This is a genomic window from Mycolicibacterium sp. P4_G11 (assembly GCF_056555145.1).
Genome location: NZ_JBFUJW010000007.1, coordinates 51,522 through 68,187 on the forward strand (window position 1 = coordinate 51,522; position 16,666 = coordinate 68,187).

Annotated in this window: 15 protein-coding genes; 1 reads left to right on the forward strand and 14 read right to left on the reverse strand. The window is 64.1% G+C overall.

The annotated features are described in order from the left end of the window. Positions 1 to 2: 2 nt before the first annotated feature. The 8 genes from AC1U2B_RS17825 to AC1U2B_RS17860 form a co-directional block, all read right to left on the reverse strand. Positions 3 to 569, reverse strand: a complete 567-nt coding sequence (locus tag AC1U2B_RS17825) for a phage tail protein (protein WP_480217807.1) — start codon at positions 567 to 569, stop codon at positions 3 to 5. Further along, complete coding sequence (locus tag AC1U2B_RS17830) at positions 566 to 2,527, reverse strand: putative baseplate assembly protein (protein ID WP_480217808.1); 1,962 nt, start codon at positions 2,525 to 2,527, stop codon at positions 566 to 568. Before AC1U2B_RS17830 ends, AC1U2B_RS17825 begins: the two co-directional genes overlap by 4 nt. A gap of 1 nt (position 2,528) precedes the next feature. Continuing rightward, complete coding sequence (locus AC1U2B_RS17835) at positions 2,529 to 2,912, reverse strand: GPW/gp25 family protein (RefSeq protein WP_480217809.1); 384 nt, start codon at positions 2,910 to 2,912, stop codon at positions 2,529 to 2,531. A gap of 67 nt (positions 2,913 to 2,979) precedes the next feature. Continuing rightward, positions 2,980 to 3,237 (reverse strand): PAAR domain-containing contractile injection system baseplate protein, encoded by a 258-nt coding sequence (locus AC1U2B_RS17840; protein WP_480217810.1) that lies wholly within the window; start codon positions 3,235 to 3,237, stop codon positions 2,980 to 2,982. A gap of 40 nt (positions 3,238 to 3,277) precedes the next feature. Then, entirely contained in the window at positions 3,278 to 5,092 is a 1,815-nt protein-coding gene (locus AC1U2B_RS17845) for a VgrG-related protein (protein WP_480217811.1), read from the reverse strand. Positions 5,093 to 5,106: 14 nt separating this feature from the next. Further along, the gene (locus tag AC1U2B_RS17850; RefSeq protein ID WP_480217812.1) at positions 5,107 to 5,868 is read right to left on the reverse strand and encodes a CIS tube protein; all 762 of its coding nucleotides are present in this window, start codon (positions 5,866 to 5,868) and stop codon (positions 5,107 to 5,109) included. A gap of 2 nt (positions 5,869 to 5,870) precedes the next feature. Continuing rightward, the gene (locus AC1U2B_RS17855; protein WP_480217813.1) at positions 5,871 to 6,302 is read right to left on the reverse strand and encodes a phage tail protein; all 432 of its coding nucleotides are present in this window, start codon (positions 6,300 to 6,302) and stop codon (positions 5,871 to 5,873) included. Positions 6,303 to 6,314: 12 nt separating this feature from the next. After that, a complete protein-coding gene (locus AC1U2B_RS17860) occupies positions 6,315 to 8,180 on the reverse strand; it encodes a hypothetical protein (RefSeq protein WP_480217814.1) in 1,866 nt (621 codons plus the stop codon). Here AC1U2B_RS17860 and AC1U2B_RS17865 point away from each other — a divergent pair. Further along, entirely contained in the window at positions 8,146 to 8,658 is a 513-nt protein-coding gene (locus AC1U2B_RS17865) for a hypothetical protein (RefSeq protein ID WP_480217815.1), read from the forward strand. The genes AC1U2B_RS17860 and AC1U2B_RS17865 overlap by 35 nt on opposite strands. Before the next feature lie 103 nt (positions 8,659 to 8,761). Here the strand turns inward: AC1U2B_RS17865 and AC1U2B_RS17870 are convergent, their stop codons facing one another. From AC1U2B_RS17870 to AC1U2B_RS17895, 6 genes are all read right to left on the reverse strand, one after another. Next, positions 8,762 to 9,205: a phage tail assembly protein gene (locus AC1U2B_RS17870; RefSeq protein WP_480217816.1), complete on the reverse strand. Its 444-nt coding sequence runs from the start codon at positions 9,203 to 9,205 to the stop codon at positions 8,762 to 8,764. Next, positions 9,198 to 9,647, reverse strand: a complete 450-nt coding sequence (locus tag AC1U2B_RS17875; protein ID WP_480217817.1) for a phage tail protein — start codon at positions 9,645 to 9,647, stop codon at positions 9,198 to 9,200. Before AC1U2B_RS17875 ends, AC1U2B_RS17870 begins: the two co-directional genes overlap by 8 nt. 31 nt (positions 9,648 to 9,678) lie before the next feature. Further along, on the reverse strand, positions 9,679 to 11,223 hold the full coding sequence (locus AC1U2B_RS17880; protein WP_480217818.1) for a phage tail sheath family protein: 1,545 nt from the start codon (positions 11,221 to 11,223) through the stop codon (positions 9,679 to 9,681). 246 nt (positions 11,224 to 11,469) lie between these two features. Further along, positions 11,470 to 14,436 (reverse strand): hypothetical protein, encoded by a 2,967-nt coding sequence (locus tag AC1U2B_RS17885; protein WP_480217819.1) that lies wholly within the window; start codon positions 14,434 to 14,436, stop codon positions 11,470 to 11,472. Between the two features lie 766 nt (positions 14,437 to 15,202). Next, a complete protein-coding gene (locus AC1U2B_RS17890) occupies positions 15,203 to 15,973 on the reverse strand; it encodes a hypothetical protein (protein ID WP_480217820.1) in 771 nt (256 codons plus the stop codon). A 142-nt stretch (positions 15,974 to 16,115) separates the two neighbouring features. Then, positions 16,116 to 16,637: a hypothetical protein gene (locus AC1U2B_RS17895; RefSeq protein ID WP_480217821.1), complete on the reverse strand. Its 522-nt coding sequence runs from the start codon at positions 16,635 to 16,637 to the stop codon at positions 16,116 to 16,118. Between the last annotated feature and the right edge of the window lie 29 nt (positions 16,638 to 16,666).

Genomic DNA, 16,666 nt, shown 5'->3' on the forward strand with positions numbered 1-16,666 from the left:
GATCACCCCGAGCTCTCAGGAGCGTCGCTTTGAGGCGGGACGATCTCGATCCGGTGCGGGACATGGGCGGGCTTGGCAGCGCGAATCACCTCATCGAGGCGACGGCGATCAATGCTGTCGGGCTCATCGGTGACGATCACGACCAGCAGATCCGGAACCTCCTCGCCTGCTGGTGCGGAGTCGGGGTTGGTCGACCAGGACGTCGCACCCGACTCGATGATCTCGGTCTCGACGTTGAACGCTGTTCTGACCGCCTCACGGATGCTGCGCGCCGTACCTCGCAGCGGTAGTACCGCGGCACCGATGGCGATGGAGGCGCGCTTGCGCGTTGCGCCGCCTTGATTGTCCAACGTCAACCCGATCCAACCGGCCAGCCAGTCGAGCATGTCCTCGGGTGCCGTGCCTGCGTCCAAATAGGCCGGAAAACAATCCAGAATGGCGAAGATCGGTGCCAGCACATCATCGAACGCAGCACACAACTGTTGGGCGAAATCGTCGCCGAGGTACAGCGCCGGCAGAGTGTCGCCGAGCGGATGCGGAGTGGCCAGACCGGCGGGCGAGTTACTCATGCGAGGCGCAATGACGGTTTGAGGCAATACACCAGGCCATTTCGGGGCAGCATCAACCGAGGCACGGGTTGGGCTGCCGTCGCGCCGGATACATCGGCTTCGAAGAGTTTGAGGTCGACTTCCTCGCTGAGATCGACTCCGGCGACCCAAGCCAAAGCCGCGGACACCTCGTGCGGTTGCACCGCCCGACCAAGCGGCCACCCCCGGCCTTCGAGGCCACCCTTGAGGGGATGGAACAGCAGACTCAGCGCACGGATAACGTTGTCACGCAGCTTGTCCCGGTCGGCTCCCGGCAGGGCGCTCAGTCTGACGGCGATCTTGAGGCCGCGGTAGGCCGGTGGCTCGACGGCCACCCGGGTCGCGACGACCCGGCGCTCATCGAGGTATTCGGCGATCCGTCGGACGGTATCGGACGACGGGATGAGGTCCTCGCGACGTACCTGCTCGTATTCGTCGCTGGCGACATTGGGAACGATCAGCACGCGCACCAACCCAGCGTTACTTTCGTGGCTCGCGGTCAAGCACTCGGCGCGGCCGATCTCGGGGGCAACCTGCAGAGCGAGCTGCTGAAAGTCCTCTGCTGTCACGGCTTTTCCCCGGGTCCGCAGCAACAACGGACCACGTGCCTTGACCTCGTCGAGCGTCTCTGCGTCCGCGCCGCCAACCGCGGCCCGACGATTCTGCACCCGCGATACGTAGGGCACACTGGTCTTGAGTACGCGGATCTGGCCGACGGTGACGTTGCCCTTGCGGCCACCGCCGGTCCGGTACGCGGACATGCGCAGGATCGCCCCTTTCGGCGGGACGTCGCCGTATTGCTTTACCGTGCCATCACTTTCGCGCACGGCCGGGCCGAACTGCACCTCGCCAGAGACTGAGTTGATGTTGAAGCATGGCGTGGATTCGTCGGCTGATGCGAAGCTGTCGACATGGTGCCATTCGGTGGCGGTGTCCCCGTCGACCACGGTCAGCATGTTGCCCGGCCAGGGCAGCGCGGGCCGCTGCTGTAGGGAAAACCGTTGCCCCGGAGTGTTGTCCGAGCTACCCAGCACCTCGTCACGAACGACACGCGCGTGGATGATCTTGGCGGTGCCGCCGATCGTGCAGGCTGTGATGGACGTGATGACCGGAGATTCCCGATACGACGGGCGGTCAGGTGACGACTCCAAAAGGCGGCACCGCAGCCACCCCTTGGGCTGACCGCTTAATCCGGCGGGTGTGCCGTGACTGTGGCCACGGGGCACGTGCAGGACCACATCGCCCGGGTGATTGAACGCGCGGGTTTCGTCGCGCTCGACCTCACAGCGTTCCCAGGTCGCCCCTCCGGTCCACGCTTCCCACTCGTACGGCGGGTTATTCGGGTCGACACCGACACCCGACACCCGACAGTCGACGCGCAACAGCACAGCACATGACGGCACCGCGGCGCTCAACCCGACCAACATCGCGTCACCTGGCGTCGGCAGCGCCGAGAAACTGGAGAACGGCTTGCCGGTGCCATCGCTGCGGCGTTCTTCGGGAGCGCCGCCTTGCGCGACGGTCACCACCCGCCCCGCCTCGAGTGAACACGGCACGATGTCCAACTGTTCCGTCGTCGAAAACACTATGGGCTCTTCGATATCCGTGCGGTCGGTGCTCACCTCGGTTTCGGCACGAACGACCACCGTCTGCGGCTGCGGCGCCGACAGCCAGAAGGTGACCTCGGCTTGCGCGGCCCCCGGCGGCCGCAATTGCAGGCCCAACAGATCGAGAAATTTGATGTAGTGCCGGTCCGGCACCCGGTTCAGCCGATAGATCAACTGGTCGACCATCATGGCGAACGTCTCGATCAACGTGATCCCGGGATCAGAGATGTTGTGATCAGACCATTCGGGGCAGCGCTGCCGCACCAACCGGCGAGCATCGTCGACCAGCCCCTGGAACGTGCGGTCATCCAGATTCGGCGCCTCCAAGAACATGTCAGCTCCCTCCCCCACTCAGCATCGAAACCTGTTCGACAGCAAGCTGCTTGGGCTCGTCTGGGATCACATAGAACGGGAAGACCAGATTGCGTTCGTCGTTGTCTCCGCGGATCACATAGACCACGTCGATGTAGAACGTGCCAAGTTCGGCCTGATCGAAGCCGACGCGGACGTCCTCGACGTCGATACGGGGTTCCCACAGGTCAAGAGCGGCACGGACGTCGGTCGCGATCGCCGCCGCGGTCGCTCCATTGGTAGGTGAGAACAGGTGATCCTGTATGCGGCAACCAAATTCGGGGCGCATGGGGCGTTCGCCCGGCGAGGTGCGCAGGATGATCTCGATGGCCTGTTCGATGTCTCGCGCCTGGGTCGCGAGCGCCATTCGACTGGTCGCGTCCACACTCAGCGGAAAATTCCACCCAGCCCCGATGAAATCTGCGGGCATATCGTCAACCCCCGATCAGAACCGTTGGCGCCCCTGGGGGCAGGATGATGGCGCCACAACCGGCGAGGTCACCGACCCTGGCCGCGGGCAACCCTCCGATCAACACAGTCGGGCATCCCGGCGGCACGATCACCGTCGGAGGATGCACGGCCGGCGGCGGGAAAGAGCAGATGTGCGGGGTGCTCACCGTGGCCGCGGGCATGCCGCAGATCAGCACGGTCGGTATCCCGGGCGGCCCGATGACCCCGGGATGGTTGGTCATATCCCCGACCCTGGCTGCTGGTGGCATCGTCCGGCGCCCTTCAGTTGATCTTCACCGGTGCACCGGTGATGACGTTGGGGCCGGTGGCCTGGAATTGGGCCGACGCCGTAGCGGCAACCTTGACTGTGGTGCCGTCCACCGTCACGGGCCCGGTGGTCTTGAGCTCGAGCAGTCCGGTGCCTCCGGTCACCGAGACGCCTTGCTGCGCAGTCATCTTGATCTGCCTGCCCTTGAGTTCCAGGTTGCCCGACGACGACTCGATGACCACACCGTTCTTCCCGTCGATCTGCACGGTGCCGTCACTGTGCACCGTGATCTTCGTGGCCACCGAGTCCAACGCGATCCGCAGCTTGCCGTCTCCCGTCTGGACGTCGATGCCCTCCGTCTTTCCGGTGTCGTCGAGAATGTCGACCCGGTGTCCGTTGCGGGAAATGAACGACCGACGGTTGATGGCACCCGACCCGGTATCGACGACCGGGATGCCGCCGCTCTTGGGTTTGTCGATGCCGTTGAACAGGCCGCCGATAACGTAGGGCCGCGAAGGATCCTGTTGCTCGAACGCCACCAGTACCTCGTCCCCGACCTCGGGCACCACCATCGCGCCACGGTCCTTGCCGGCCCCGGACTGAACGGTGCGGGCCCAATCACTGACATAGTCGTCGGACATCCACGGAAAGGTCAGCTTCACCCGCCCTTGATGTTCGGGATCGTTGACATCGCTGACCTGCGCGATGACCACCCCGCCACCCGTGCGCTCCTTGCCCCCCGCCCCAGTCAAGCCATAAAGGCTGCGCTCCTGGCGACCGGTGACGGCGAAAGCCGTGGTGTAGCCCGTCGTCGGCTCGTAACGATGCCGCACCGTCGTGAGCGTGTACTTGCCGTCGAAGGGCTTCCCCGCATGCTCGATGCTGATCGCGACGTCGGGGCGGAGCTTCGGATTGCCCCGCGCCACCGCATCGATCTCGGCGAACGAGCTGCCGATCTCTTCGACCAGCGCCTTGGCCGCGGAGTCGGCCTCCGATTGCGTGCGGTACGCCACCGCGGAGGCCACGTACTTCGGGTTGCCGAACGGCTTGGCCATCGCGGCCGGGTTCGCCGTGGCCAGTTGGACGGTCTTGGTGCCCGCCGGCGCGTTACTGACGATCTTCCGCTTCTGGGCGATGTCCCAGCCCCGGACCTCCACATTGCCGACCTGCTCGGCCGCGGTGATCACCGAGCGAAACCGGAGAATGTCCGAACCAAGCTGCAGCACAAGCGGATTGGCGCTGGGACCGCCGGAGGGCGACGGTGCCGTGTCTGCGGTCTTGCGGGGTCCGAAGTCGAGCTTGTTTTCGCGGACAGCAACCTCGTATCCGATCCGCTTGGCCATGCCGTCGAGAAATTCCCAGTCGGTCTGCCCGCACTGTCCGATGTGGTCGTACACCGTCGAGCTGGACTTCACGTCACCCGGCGACAAGCCCACCCGCTGCGCAACCTTCTTGGCGGCGTCCGACGCCGTGGCCTGGGTGTAGGACGCGGTATGCCGACCGCGGAACAGCCTGTGCGCGGGGTCATATCCCCTGATGATGGTGAATGATCCGGTGCTGTCGACTTCCGCCTCCAGCGACGTCACTTCCGCCTGAATGAGTTTCTCCGGCGTCGGGGACGCATCGGTTGTCACCGATATCTCGAGTTTCGCGCCGATGGTCACCCCGGACTTCTCCACCACGATGCGGCCAGGGTCGCGGAACCGGAGCATGAAGGCGTCCGGTAACCGCAGACTGCAGTCGACGTAGGCCGATACCAGCAGTGCTGCCGCCTCACCGGACAGGTCACTGCCGTTCAACTTGACCAGAAAGTTTGCGCTGCTTGGCATTCGAGTTACCCGCCCTACCCAGCCAGTACTTCGGCGTTGGGCAACAGAATCTGGGAGCCGTTGTCGATGCGCATCGGATCGTCGATGTTGTTGTAGCTGGCCAGCGGTCGCCACAATGCGGGATCGCCGTACTCGCGGTAGGCGACCAGCGCCAGCGTGTCCCCGGCAATCATGGTGTGCGCCCGATCCACCGCCAGGACGCCGGACGTCGGATTCTGCTTGGCGGCCTCCGACGGCATTTCTTCGAGGTTCACGGTGCACACCGCGCGAATCGGGATGCCGTTGGAGGCGAATCGGGTGTACTTCGCATTCACTTGAGTGATCACCGCCGGAAAGCTGCTGACGCCACCCCATTTGAACACCACCATCGGCGGCATCGGGCTCTTCGGCAGCGTCTTCGCGAGCGGCACAAGGCAACTGAACAACTTCTCGACGGCGTCCACGACGCTCAGGTCTGATTTGAGGGCCGCGTCGAAGAACATCTCCACCGTCATCTTGCAGGGATCGGCGCCCTTGTACTGCGGTGGTCCTGCCTTCTTGGCACTGCTGGCGTTCTTGCGCTCCCACTTCGCGGACTTGCTGATCGTGACTTCTTTGGGGTTGAACTGAAAACTGATCTTGCCCAACGACGATCCGGTCTTGCTGCCACCCTGGGCCGATTGTGGCTCATACATTTCCAGGCAGGCGTGGTCGTGCGCCGCTCCGGCGTTGAGAATGCTCGTGGACGTCTGCTCGGCGGGGCTACCCGAGCTGGTCAGCGCGATGGCCGTACCCACGGCTAAGCCCCGCCCTCAAGGAATCCGTGGTGGGCGATTTCCAATGTCTCGGTGAACACCTTGGGCGAATCCAAGTTCAGCGACGGACCCGTCCAACGCACCGGCACCACGCCGTTGAGCGACCATTTCGCCACCGGTTTGCCGTCGGCGGTCAGCGCCGAGATGACGGCAGTGATCGGCTGAACACTGTGCAGCGCCTTGGTGATCCAGGCCGTCAACTTCTGGCTGTCCGGACCGATGGGTCGGGTGAGCTTGATGTTGCTGTACTTCATCCGGGTCGGCAGCTGCCAGACCATCATGTTGTTGCCGCCCTCTTCACGTTGCTCGAGCACCACTTCCAGGCCCAAACCTTCGCAGCTGTTGAACATGCCGATCGAGGTCTTGTCGAGCTCGACCGCAAAGGCAACGCCCACCGGCGAATCATCATCGGCCATCGCGTTCCCCAATCATCGGTGCAGATCCATCAACGCGCCGGCCCGCTCTCGGTCCAGCCACAATTCGGCCCGCAGCCGGGCCGCCAACGGCTCGTACAGTCGACCGACCAACGCATCCACGTCGGCAGGCGATGGTGCGGCGCCATGGGCGGCGGCAGGTGCGGCCCCGGCGGGCACGGATGGTGCGGGCTCGGGCTCTGTCTGCTCGGATACCGCCTGCGCGACAGGAATCAGTTCCGGTTCCGCGGTAGCTTCCCGCTGCGCGGTCGGTTCGTCGGAGGTCAGGGTCTGTACGGTGGCGGGCTCACCCTGCGCCCTGGTCGGAACGATGTCCGGGCCCGTGGTCGGTCGAGCGAAATCGCCGAACATGCGCTGCAACGACATTGGCCGGCTGCTGTCGGCGAGAACCTCCCGAGTTCGGCCCGCAGGCTCACTCGCCTCGGTCCGGACCGGTGGTAGCAACACGATGCGGCCCGGCGACGACGGACCGTCGACCGGCCGAGACGGCATGTGCGAAGTCGTGCTGAATGGTGCTGGCACGGTATCGGATTCAACGTCCATGTCGCGCTGGACGACTGGGAGGGCCATGATCGGCGGCACTGGATTGGCACCGCGCGCTTCGGGCACCGCGGTCCGCTGCGCGGTAGGCAGCGCGGTACCCCGCGGCAGACCAACCGGCGCAGCCGCCGCGGGTGGACTCGCTGGTGTGCCGCTGCGCAGCGCTCGTTGGGCGGTCGGGGTGTCAGGGCGGGCGATCGGTGACTCGAACACCGTTGGTGTCCAATGTGGTCCCGCACCAACCGGATCAATCGCCGCGTGCTGGGGTGACGACACGGTCGAGAAAGCACGGTGGGTGCTGCCTTGCCCAGCATCGACGTGGACGGATGATCGCTGAACCGCAACCAGCGCACTGAAGTCAGCCGGCGATGCCGCACCGGGAAACTCGACTGCTGGTACGAACGAAGTCAGGCTGGTCCGTGGGCCGTCGTCGGCCAGGGGCGCGGCGGGCCGGATGCTGCCCGCAGCCTCACCGGGACCACCGGAAACAGCTCGCTGCAGCACGCTGATAACCGGTCCACCCGATAGCGGCTGGGTCCCAGACGACGCTGAGCCGCCGACTTGCGGCGCCAACCGCTCGGCGACCACCGGCAGGTGCGCGCCCTCCGCGGTTGCCGCGCCCGCACTGATCGCGGCGCGCTGCACCGGCTCGGGTGTCACGGATGTGGCTACCTGCGCGTCCCCGTCGCCGGCGCCAACAGCGCTGCGTTGCAGTGCATTCACGGCCGGATGCGAGCTCGCTGTCACCGGGATGGACCCCGACGCCGGGGCTACGAGGAGTGCCGGTGGCGACGCAGCCGAGACCGCGTCGTCCACGGTACGTTGAAGCGGGCTCGCAACCGGTTGCACACCAACGTGTCTCGCGACGGCCGAGGCACGGGCCGCGGTGTCGCTCGCCGGCGACGCACCGAGGGTGGTCTCGGTGATGGTGGACAGGGGTGCACCCCCAGGCGGGCCGAATTCGACGACCGGGACGGCCCGCAGTGCGCTGGGTGAGTCGGGTGTGGCGGGGTCTGCAGTGACAGCATCGTCGACGACCGTCCGCTGAACCGCACTCACCACCGGAGCGTCGCGGGTCGGCGCGACCATCGGCACGTCTGCCGCCACCTGTCGGTCGGGTTGGGCGGATGTCGTTGGCGCGGTTGGTTCAACCGCCCGCTGAACCGCGGGCTCGCGGCGGAAGTCAGCCACGGCAAGCGATGGCCGGCTGGGCTCGACGTGGTCGACCACGGGTACGGGGCGCGGCTCGTCGGGGTCGGGGGCGTCGACGAAAGAGGCTGACGGCGTGTCGATGTACGGCTCGATCGCGTCGCTCGACATCAAGGGAGGCGCGGGCTGCGGCGCCGATTCGCCGGTGCCCAGTCCGGCACGCTGGATGTTCAACGGTGGCATCCACTGGCGCGACGGAGGCGCGGGAGGCGACGGCGTGTGTTGCGCGGTAACGGGATCGGATTGCGTCTCCGCCATCCGCAAGACGGAAACCGAGGATCCCGTGGTGAGCAGCGTCGGCCGGTTGGCCGAAATCAGTGCGGGATCCTGGGCGGTAGCCAACGAAGACGTGAAACTGCGTGGCGGCGCGGTCAGTTCGATTGCGCCGATGGTTCTCTGGACGGGCGGCAGAGACCGCCAACCGGGATCCGCGGGCGCCGATGGAACCGATGCCCCCGCCGGCGCGGAGGACTGTTCCTCCACCGATGAGCCAGATCGGCGCCCCAGCCAATTGATTGAAGGCCACTTGATCGCCATCGCTCAGCCAGCCCTTCCGCCCAGTGCAAACTCCTTGACCAGCCGCAGGTAACGCCGGCGATCGGTGTGCTCGAGATCGAGCAGATCGTTCAGCGACCAGTGGAGGTGAAATGCCAGGTACGAGACCTCTTCATGGAGGCGGTCGGCCCCGTACGTCATGATTCCCCCAGGCGACTCCCGGCGAAGTCGACGGCGAACTCGCTGCCGCAGTTCGGGCAGGCCACCCTGGCGTGGGTGTGCCCGTCGAGATTGATGCGACGGTAAAGATCTTGCAGGAAAGCAAGATCCGAGGCGAACAGGTTCTCGATGATGCCAGCGTGAATGTCGTCGAGGCCACCGAGTTCCGTCACGACCCGGCCGATCAAGACCACCGACAGGTAGTCGGCGTTCTCCCGAACCCGGTCATCGCGCTGCGACACGAGCTCGTCACGCGCCGTGGCCAGCCGCATCACCCCTTCGCGGTGCACGGCGCCTGCCGCGTCGACGTAACCGCGTGGCAGCACGAACCGAAACGCCGTCTCCAGCCGCGGCGCCGGTGTCGAGTCGTCATCCTGCGGCTCGGCGAGGGCCGCCGMGCCGCGGACATGACCTCTACGCACCCTCGGGCTCGATTCGCTCGTAGGTGAGTGTCAGCTTCTCGGTCAGTACGCTGGTGTCGCCGGCCTTGAGGCTGCTCAGCTCGAGACTCTTTGGCCAAGCGGCAGTGATCTTGTATCGCTTGACGGGCTTGCCTTCGTAGTCGAAGACGATGATCGCGCCGCCCTTACGCACTTCGCCCATCTTGCCGAATTGTGAGTCCTTGACCCATTTGTCGAAGCTGTGGTCTTCGGTCAGCGGGCGCGTGAGCGTGCACTCTCCAGCCTTCCAGCGGCCGGGCAACTTCTTGATGGTGTACTTGCCGTCAGGCCCATTCGACTTGTACTCGATGACGTCCTGCTCCATCTTCAGGCCGCTGACTTCGGTAATGCTCTTGATCTGGATCCCGTCGAACTCCAGGCCGAAAGAGTGGCCGACCGAGCTGTCATGTTCGGGAAGTGCCATGACCTACCTACTTTCTCAAGTGTTCGTGGTGTTATTCGGCGACCAAGCTGGTGCCGCCGGAGAACTGCGACAGGCGGAAGATGACAAACTCAGCCGGCTTCACCGGCGCGACGCCAATGAGGCAGCACACTTCACCGGCGTCGATGCCCTCGGCCGGGTTTGTCTCGTCATCGCATTTGACGAAGAACGCGTCATCGGGGGTCAGCCCGAAGAGCGCACCCTTGCGCCACTCGTTCACCAGGAACGCGCTAATGGTGCGGCGAATCTTGGCCCACAACGCCTGATCATTCGGCTCGAACACCACCCAGTCGGTGTTCTGCAGGATCGACTCCTCCAGATAGTTGAACAGCCGACGGATGTTGACGTACCGCCAGGCCGGGTCGGACGACAACGTGCGTGCACCCCACACCCGGATGCCGCGCCCCGGGAACGCCCGAATGCAGTTGATCCCAACGGGATTCAGCAGATCATGCTCCTTGCGGGTGATCTGCGTCTCCAATGCGATTGCGCCACGCACGATCTCATTGGCCGGTGCTTTGTGAACGCCGCGGGTGTCGTCGTTACGGCCCCAGATACCGGCCACGAACCCCGACGGCGGGAGGTAGTTGTCGCCGCCCTTGGTGCTCACCCACGGCCAGTAGAGCGTCGCGTACTTGGAGTCGTACCGGGCCTTGTCGACCCGCCACTCCTTGATCTGCTGAGCGTTCATGCCGGGCGGCGGGTCCAGGATGGCCATGCGGTCGCCCATGAGTTCGCAGTGGGCGATCATCGCCGTCTGGACCGATTGCACGATGTCCAGGTCGATGGCCCCGCGCTGGTAGGCCGTCATCAGGTCCGGCATGCAGACCATCGTGATCTCGTCGATGGCTTCGAGTCCCGAGACGCCGGTCCGGTCGGCGGCATCGCCGATGTAGTCATCGCTGGTCATCCGGGCGGGCGGGGGTGTCGCCACATCGGCGGGGGCTGCGAGCACAACCTCCATGCCGGCCTGCAGGTCCGAAGCGGTGCGTCCCGCGATCTGCTCGAGCTTGATCACCCGCGATTCGGCGTTGACCACGTTGACCACGTTGGTCTTGCCGCGCGCCGTCGTGACGTCCAGGTGTTCCTCGACAACCTGCCCGTCCCGGGACACCACGAGCTTGATGGCCTTTGTGGGCTCCTGCCCCTCGCCGGCGTCCTTGTCGTACTCGACGACATCGACTTTGATGCTGTCGGCAGGCGCACCCGAGTCCAGCGCCAGCACGCGGAGGTTGGCAAGCACACCCTGCGGTGCCGCCGCGATGGCCTTCGGCGGCGCACCGTTGTTGGTGGCCGTATCGCCGATACGGACGATGTAGGAGTTGCCGCCACCGTTCTGGAAGTAGGCGAACACCGATTCCGCGAGGCAGGCGCCCTCGACGAATCCGCCGAATGTGGTGGTGAATTGCGTCCAGTTGCTGATCAACGTCGGACGGTTGAACGGGCCTTTTTGCGCCAGACCGATGAACGCCGCCACAGCGGTTCCGACACCTTCGATCGGCCGCGACCCGGAATCGATCTCCTCGACATAAACACCCGGTGACAGATACGTCGGCATGTGGCCTCCTCGGTAGGCACGATGAGCTTCGTGGGCTGCTTCGATGCTCCGCCTTCTGGCCATTGCGCGGGAGGGACGCTAGGACTGCCGGTCGGGCATCAATTCGTGCCCGTTGGGGCAATGGCGGGATGTCCCAACCGCATCAGCCGGTCACTTACGAGAGCTGCACTCTCCCAACGCATACAGGACTGTTTGTGTTCTGACGACGCGGACAGCAAGCTGCTACAGCGACAGCACGGCACGCGGTCAACGTTTGGGAATCTGCGCTTGTTTGCCTCGCTGCCCTATCTCGATCGCGAGCGCGTCAAGTTGCACAGCGTTAAGCCCGACCGAGCTGACGCCCGTTTTGATTCCCTCGTTATCAGTGATGTCGGACGCCAACTTGGCGGCATCAACGTCAGATGGGGCGAATGCACGGCCTTGCACCGTTCCACGGTTGCCCGCAAACTTCGTCGGTGAACTGGCGTCGGCGGGCACTCCCTTCCCTTCCCACGCTGGGTTGAGCTTGCCGTCCTTGACGATTCGCGGGGGTGAGTTCTCCACGATCTTCCCGCCGAATTGACCGAAACGTTCGAGGTCCTTGGACAACTGACCTCCCTCGGGGAGCGGGAGCAATTTCTTGGACTCTTCGAGTTTGTGGGGAAATCTGGCGCCGAACTCCGACGTTCCCATTTTTCGGACATCGTTAGCCAAAGCAGTCTTACCCTCAGCTTCAAGCTGTTTGACCCATCTGACTTGCGTGTCCTCGAGCGCCACACGCGGCCAGTCACCAAAGCTCTCGACCTTCTGCAACGCTTCTTCGACGGCCGCCTTGTGGGTCTGCCGAAACTTTGACGGCGCCATGTCTCGAATCGTGTCCATTGCAGCGGTGTCGCCCTTTGCCGCTGCGGCCCGCATCAGCTTGAACCGCGCGCTATGAATCGCGCGCAACTCGGTGTCGCCCACCCGCAGGCCTTCGGCCGCCCAGAGGCCTGCCTTGCTTTCGACGATTGTGACGATGTGGAAAACGTCACCCTCCCAATAGCCGACGATGCCGTCGGTTAGCTGTCGCCCCATTTCGTCGCGAAGCTGCCAGCCCGGGTAGTACTTGAGGTCCTTAGCCGCAAATTCTCCGGCTAGCCGCGAACGGCCACCGGCAGTCTTCAACATCTGTTCGATAGAGGAGCCACCCAACTCCTCGAGCAGTTGGCCCTTGAGACCAGCCGGCCTCGGCCCCTTGTCGAGGATGCGCAGGACCGCGGCCGCATCAAGTTTCTTGTCAGCAAGGCCGGGATAGCGTGCTCCCTGTCCACCCAGCCATTCGGCCACCTCTTCCGCCTTCGCGTACCGCTGGCACTCGTTTTCGAACGTTGTTGCCAGATCAGCCAGTCGTTTCTGGACGGCCTTCCTAGATTGCTCTTTGAGGTTCGGAAGCGCATCCATCGCCTCCTTCTCGACGGCTTCGACAGCCGTCGCACGTGACTTCAGAGTTGGATTCCGTTCAACAAGCGGCGCATAAAACGCCTTGATTTCTGTGCAGGTCGAGCAACGGAACACCTGGCCGCTCTTGCTTACGACAATTTTGTGCCCGCCAGGCAGAGGCACCTCGAAATTCTTCGCGATTGTAGTTTCGGCCACCCCTTTGCCCGCATCCTCTGAGCGACGAGCGGTCGTGGCTAGTTGCTCCACGCGCTTCGCTGCATCCTCGGCCCTCGTCGCAGCCTTGTCTGCCAGCCGCGCCGCGGAGGGGTCGCCACCGACCTTGGCTTCGTTCGCGTACTTGCGTGCGTCGGCGGCCAGTTGCCTCGCGTTCTTTGCCTCCGTCTCAGCCTCCGACGCCGACACCTTGCCAAGAAGCTTCGACTCCAATTTGAGTGTCTCTTCGGACCTCGCGATCGCCTTCGCTGCCTGCGCTCCGGGCATCGCCGCGAGCTTGCCAGCCTGAACTACCGCGCGGATTTCGGCACCAACCATCAGCGCGTCGAGAACAGCGAATGCCGTCGCAACGATCATGTCGATCTTCGCGGATTCCGCCTGCTCAGCGGTGGCCAGTTTGGATCCGGGAGTTGCATTCGATTGTGCTGCAGCGCTGATTATTTCACTCTTGCCGGCAGCCATCGCCGCCTCAAGCCCGCCCTTGATCGCCATCGCGGCGGCGAATCCCACACCGCCAGTGGCGATGCCGACGATGAGCCACATCGCAGCCTCTGCGGTGGCCATCCCAATCGACGCATACCACGGTGGCGGCTTGTTGTATTCGGTGTACGCATCCGCCGCAGCTCTCCAGACCGGGTCTGTATTCCAGTTGCGCGTGGGCTTCTTGGGGCTGGTGGCGTTGCCTGCCTTGAGCTGTTCGTGAATCGGCGTGAACTCTGCTGCGATGTGCTTGCCGAGCATCGGCTTCACTCTGACGATGTTCTTCAAAGTGCTCGCCAGCTCGACAGCAATCAGATCGCGTGATTTGGATTTGCCGGGCGTCGTATCCGCGACCACTTGCGCCGTGCGCGTAGTGTCCTCAAGCTTGTCCCGCACCAGCAGGTACAGATTCGGATTGGCCGACAGCACCCGACGCACGGCGTGGACGCCCTCGTCGTAGCCGGCCTTGATGGATTCCCAGCGCTGTGTGGGGCTCTGTCCGCCGGGCAGTGCATCAACCGGCGGGGCGGAAGGCTTACTCTCCGGGTCGAACTTCACCGGTGTGGTCGCACGGCTGGTCTTCCCGTTCGGAAGCAAGATCGGTGCACCGAATTGCGTACCAACATCTAATGTTCGAGTCGCGGCAAGCTTCTTTTGGAGGGCAAGTACGTCCTCCGCCGCCTCTTGGTCAACAACGCTGTCGCGGGCCTTCTGCTGCTCCGCGGTCGGTGGCCCGACTTTGGCCTTACCGTCGAGGTCGTAGAACATGTTCTCCAGCGAAGACGAACAGTACTTCTCATTGAGATCCAAGTACCCGCGCGCGACCTCCTCCGTATCGAACAGAAACGAGTCGAGCAGATTCTTGAAGAAATAGCCCTTAATCCATTGGGTCTGCATGACTCCGAGGCTTCGCCTCCACTCCGTGGGATGTGCTCGGGCCAAGCTCTCCCAACTCGCGGTACGGAACCAAATCTCGTCGATGGCCGTGGCAGCGGAATCCCCACCGACCAAAAGACAGGCGTTGATCAGACCGATTCGTTCTTCGGGTGTCGCCTTGCTGAGCCATTCACCGTGGTCGGCAATGATCTTTCCGGGCACCTGATCTTGCGGAGTATCAGCTAGCAAGGTCTTCGCGGTCGGGCTCGAGTACTCCTTCCGCTGAACGACCACCGTTCCCGTTTGCCGTTGAACCGACGGGCGCCCGTCCTCCGTTTTCTCGCCGTCGCCGTCTCCCGCGCATGGGCACCCGGCATCGCAGTCGCCTCCGCACCGTTGGATGGCCAGCGCGTCGGGTTCGGTACGGTGAGCAAGCAAGTCGCTATCAACAGTTCTGCTCATCAGTTCATTGACGGCCCTATTGCCCGCCTGGCTCTGCATCTGTAGCAAGCGTGCCGCCGTCGATGCTCCTTCAGTGCGCCGAGACAGTGGCGTAGCAACGGCGGCCATGCTCTGTTTCGGACGAAATGGGGCTTTCACGACGTTCGACCTATCGGACGGATTGGCACGGCACTCCCCCATCGGATGCCCCGCACATCCATGTTAGGCACACCGCCGCGCTGCGGAATGCTTCGTGGGGCAGCCAAATGCGCACGAACGTTGCCTGATCGGGCAGAGAATCACCACGATGGACGACGGCCCACTACTACCCGCAATTCACGGTGGCGGGGCGTCCCCACACTCACCGCGCCCACATCCTCCGCCGCAACGCCGTGGGCATCGAATCAGCCTGCGCCGCCATAAATCCCGAACGCAGGAAGCGGAATCATTAGTTCAAAACACCGTTTCCAAGCTGGGAGGCCCACCGTCGCCGCAGCGGCCCGCAACACCGTGAAGCGAATCGTGTTGGCCAACAACGGTGCGTGGCTTAGCACCAGTCGGGCCGGGGATAGATCTGCGGGCACAGCCCTCCTCCCTGGATAGTCGGGAGCCTGCGCGAATCTGCTGCAGCATTGTCGCTCGCGGCCTGGGCTCGCACATCGGGCGTCACGCAAACATGATCGTCGGGATAGGCCTCGCGCCAAACAAATCCCTGCTTGCAGGTGTCAGGACCGTACGGACCCCCGTTCGGCTCACGCCGCTCACCAGCAAGAGCATTCTCCTGCGCGGTACGGTCGCGAACACCAGGCGTGACACACACGAAGTCACCTGGGCGCGCCTCACGCCAGACATAACCCTGAAAGCAGGTTTCAGGCCCAAAACCCAAGGGGCTGTTCAGTAGTTTGCGTGACCCGGCAGCGGCATTGTCGCTGGCCGCCTGGGCTCGCACATCAGGCGTCACGCAAACATGATCGTCGGGATAGGCCTCGCGCCAAACAAATCCCTGCTTGCAGGTGTCAGGACCGTACGGACCCCCGTTCGGCTCACGCCGCTCACCAGCAAGGGCATTGTCCTGCGCAGTCTCTGTACGCACACTCACCATCACACATACGTGATCGTTCGGGTTGGCTTCGCGCCACACATAGTTTTGAACACAAGTGTCGTCCCCATACGGCAAGGGATACGTCGGATCCGCCAGCGCAGGCGGGCCGACCGTGACCGCGGCGCCCGTGAGAAACGCTGCGGACAGCAGCGCCGCACGAACCGTCACGCCAAGCGCGTAGATTGCCGGTATTTCGCGTTTGTGTGTGGCACTCATGGTGTGCTCCTTATCGCCATCTACGGATTTCGCTCACGCGATACTTATGCAAGAGTCGTGCGAACTACATTCAGCATCAAGCGATTTGGTTGGTCGATGACCGAGCCGATCTTTGATGCCGGCCTTCGGCATCAAACATCAATCAGTAAACGGTGTCCATGCTGGTCGATGTCCCGTTGTCGCAATTGACGGTGATGCGGAAACTCGAACCCGTGGCCGGTCCGTTGCTGCTACCGGCCGGAATTCGCGCTTCCTGACCGCCCGTCAACGAGAAGTCGTTATCCGCCGCCCAGCCGACCGCGGCGGCGGTACCCGACGTCGCAACGGTGTTCATGTGGCACCCGACCGTGGACCCGGGAGGATTGTTCGCCATCGACACGAAGGCGGCCGTGATCGGGTTGTCGAGCCTGATGCTCAGCTGAGGCGGTGGTGGTGGCGGAGGCGCCGGCGGCGGGACGTATTGCGGCGCGTACTGCCGCGCGGGCGGTTCATAGGCCGGAGCGGCAGGCGCCGCCGGCGCCGCGGGCGGCGGCGGGGGCGGTGGCGCAGCGGTTTGCGGGTCAGGAGCCCATGGATCTGCCGTGACGAGGATGTATCCCACCGACCACGTGGCGTGGGGCGCCGCCGCGTCGATGTTCACGGAATCCTGGTCGCTGGGCCCCATCACCGCGATACTCACGCCAGCGGTAATCG

Excerpts from the sequence above, each read along its gene's own strand:
- AC1U2B_RS17895 (WP_480217821.1), bottom strand. The coding sequence starts at position 16,637 with ATGGGGCCCAGCGACCAGGATTCCGTGAACATCGACGCGGCGGCGCCC.
- AC1U2B_RS17825 (WP_480217807.1), bottom strand. The coding sequence starts at position 569 with ATGAGTAACTCGCCCGCCGGTCTGGCCACTCCGCATCCGCTCGGCGAC.
- AC1U2B_RS17890 (WP_480217820.1), bottom strand. The coding sequence starts at position 15,973 with ATGAGTGCCACACACAAACGCGAAATACCGGCAATCTACGCGCTTGGC.
- AC1U2B_RS17830 (WP_480217808.1), bottom strand. The coding sequence starts at position 2,527 with ATGTTCTTGGAGGCGCCGAATCTGGATGACCGCACGTTCCAGGGGCTG.
- AC1U2B_RS17880 (WP_480217818.1), bottom strand. The coding sequence starts at position 11,223 with ATGCCGACGTATCTGTCACCGGGTGTTTATGTCGAGGAGATCGATTCC.
- AC1U2B_RS17860 (WP_480217814.1), bottom strand. The coding sequence starts at position 8,180 with ATGTCGAGCGACGCGATCGAGCCGTACATCGACACGCCGTCAGCCTCT.
- AC1U2B_RS17840 (WP_480217810.1), bottom strand. The coding sequence starts at position 3,237 with ATGACCAACCATCCCGGGGTCATCGGGCCGCCCGGGATACCGACCGTG.
- AC1U2B_RS17875 (WP_480217817.1), bottom strand. The coding sequence starts at position 9,647 with ATGGCACTTCCCGAACATGACAGCTCGGTCGGCCACTCTTTCGGCCTG.
- AC1U2B_RS17855 (WP_480217813.1), bottom strand. The coding sequence starts at position 6,302 with ATGGCCGATGATGATTCGCCGGTGGGCGTTGCCTTTGCGGTCGAGCTC.
- AC1U2B_RS17835 (WP_480217809.1), bottom strand. The coding sequence starts at position 2,912 with ATGGCGCTCGCGACCCAGGCGCGAGACATCGAACAGGCCATCGAGATC.
- AC1U2B_RS17845 (WP_480217811.1), bottom strand. The coding sequence starts at position 5,092 with ATGCCAAGCAGCGCAAACTTTCTGGTCAAGTTGAACGGCAGTGACCTG.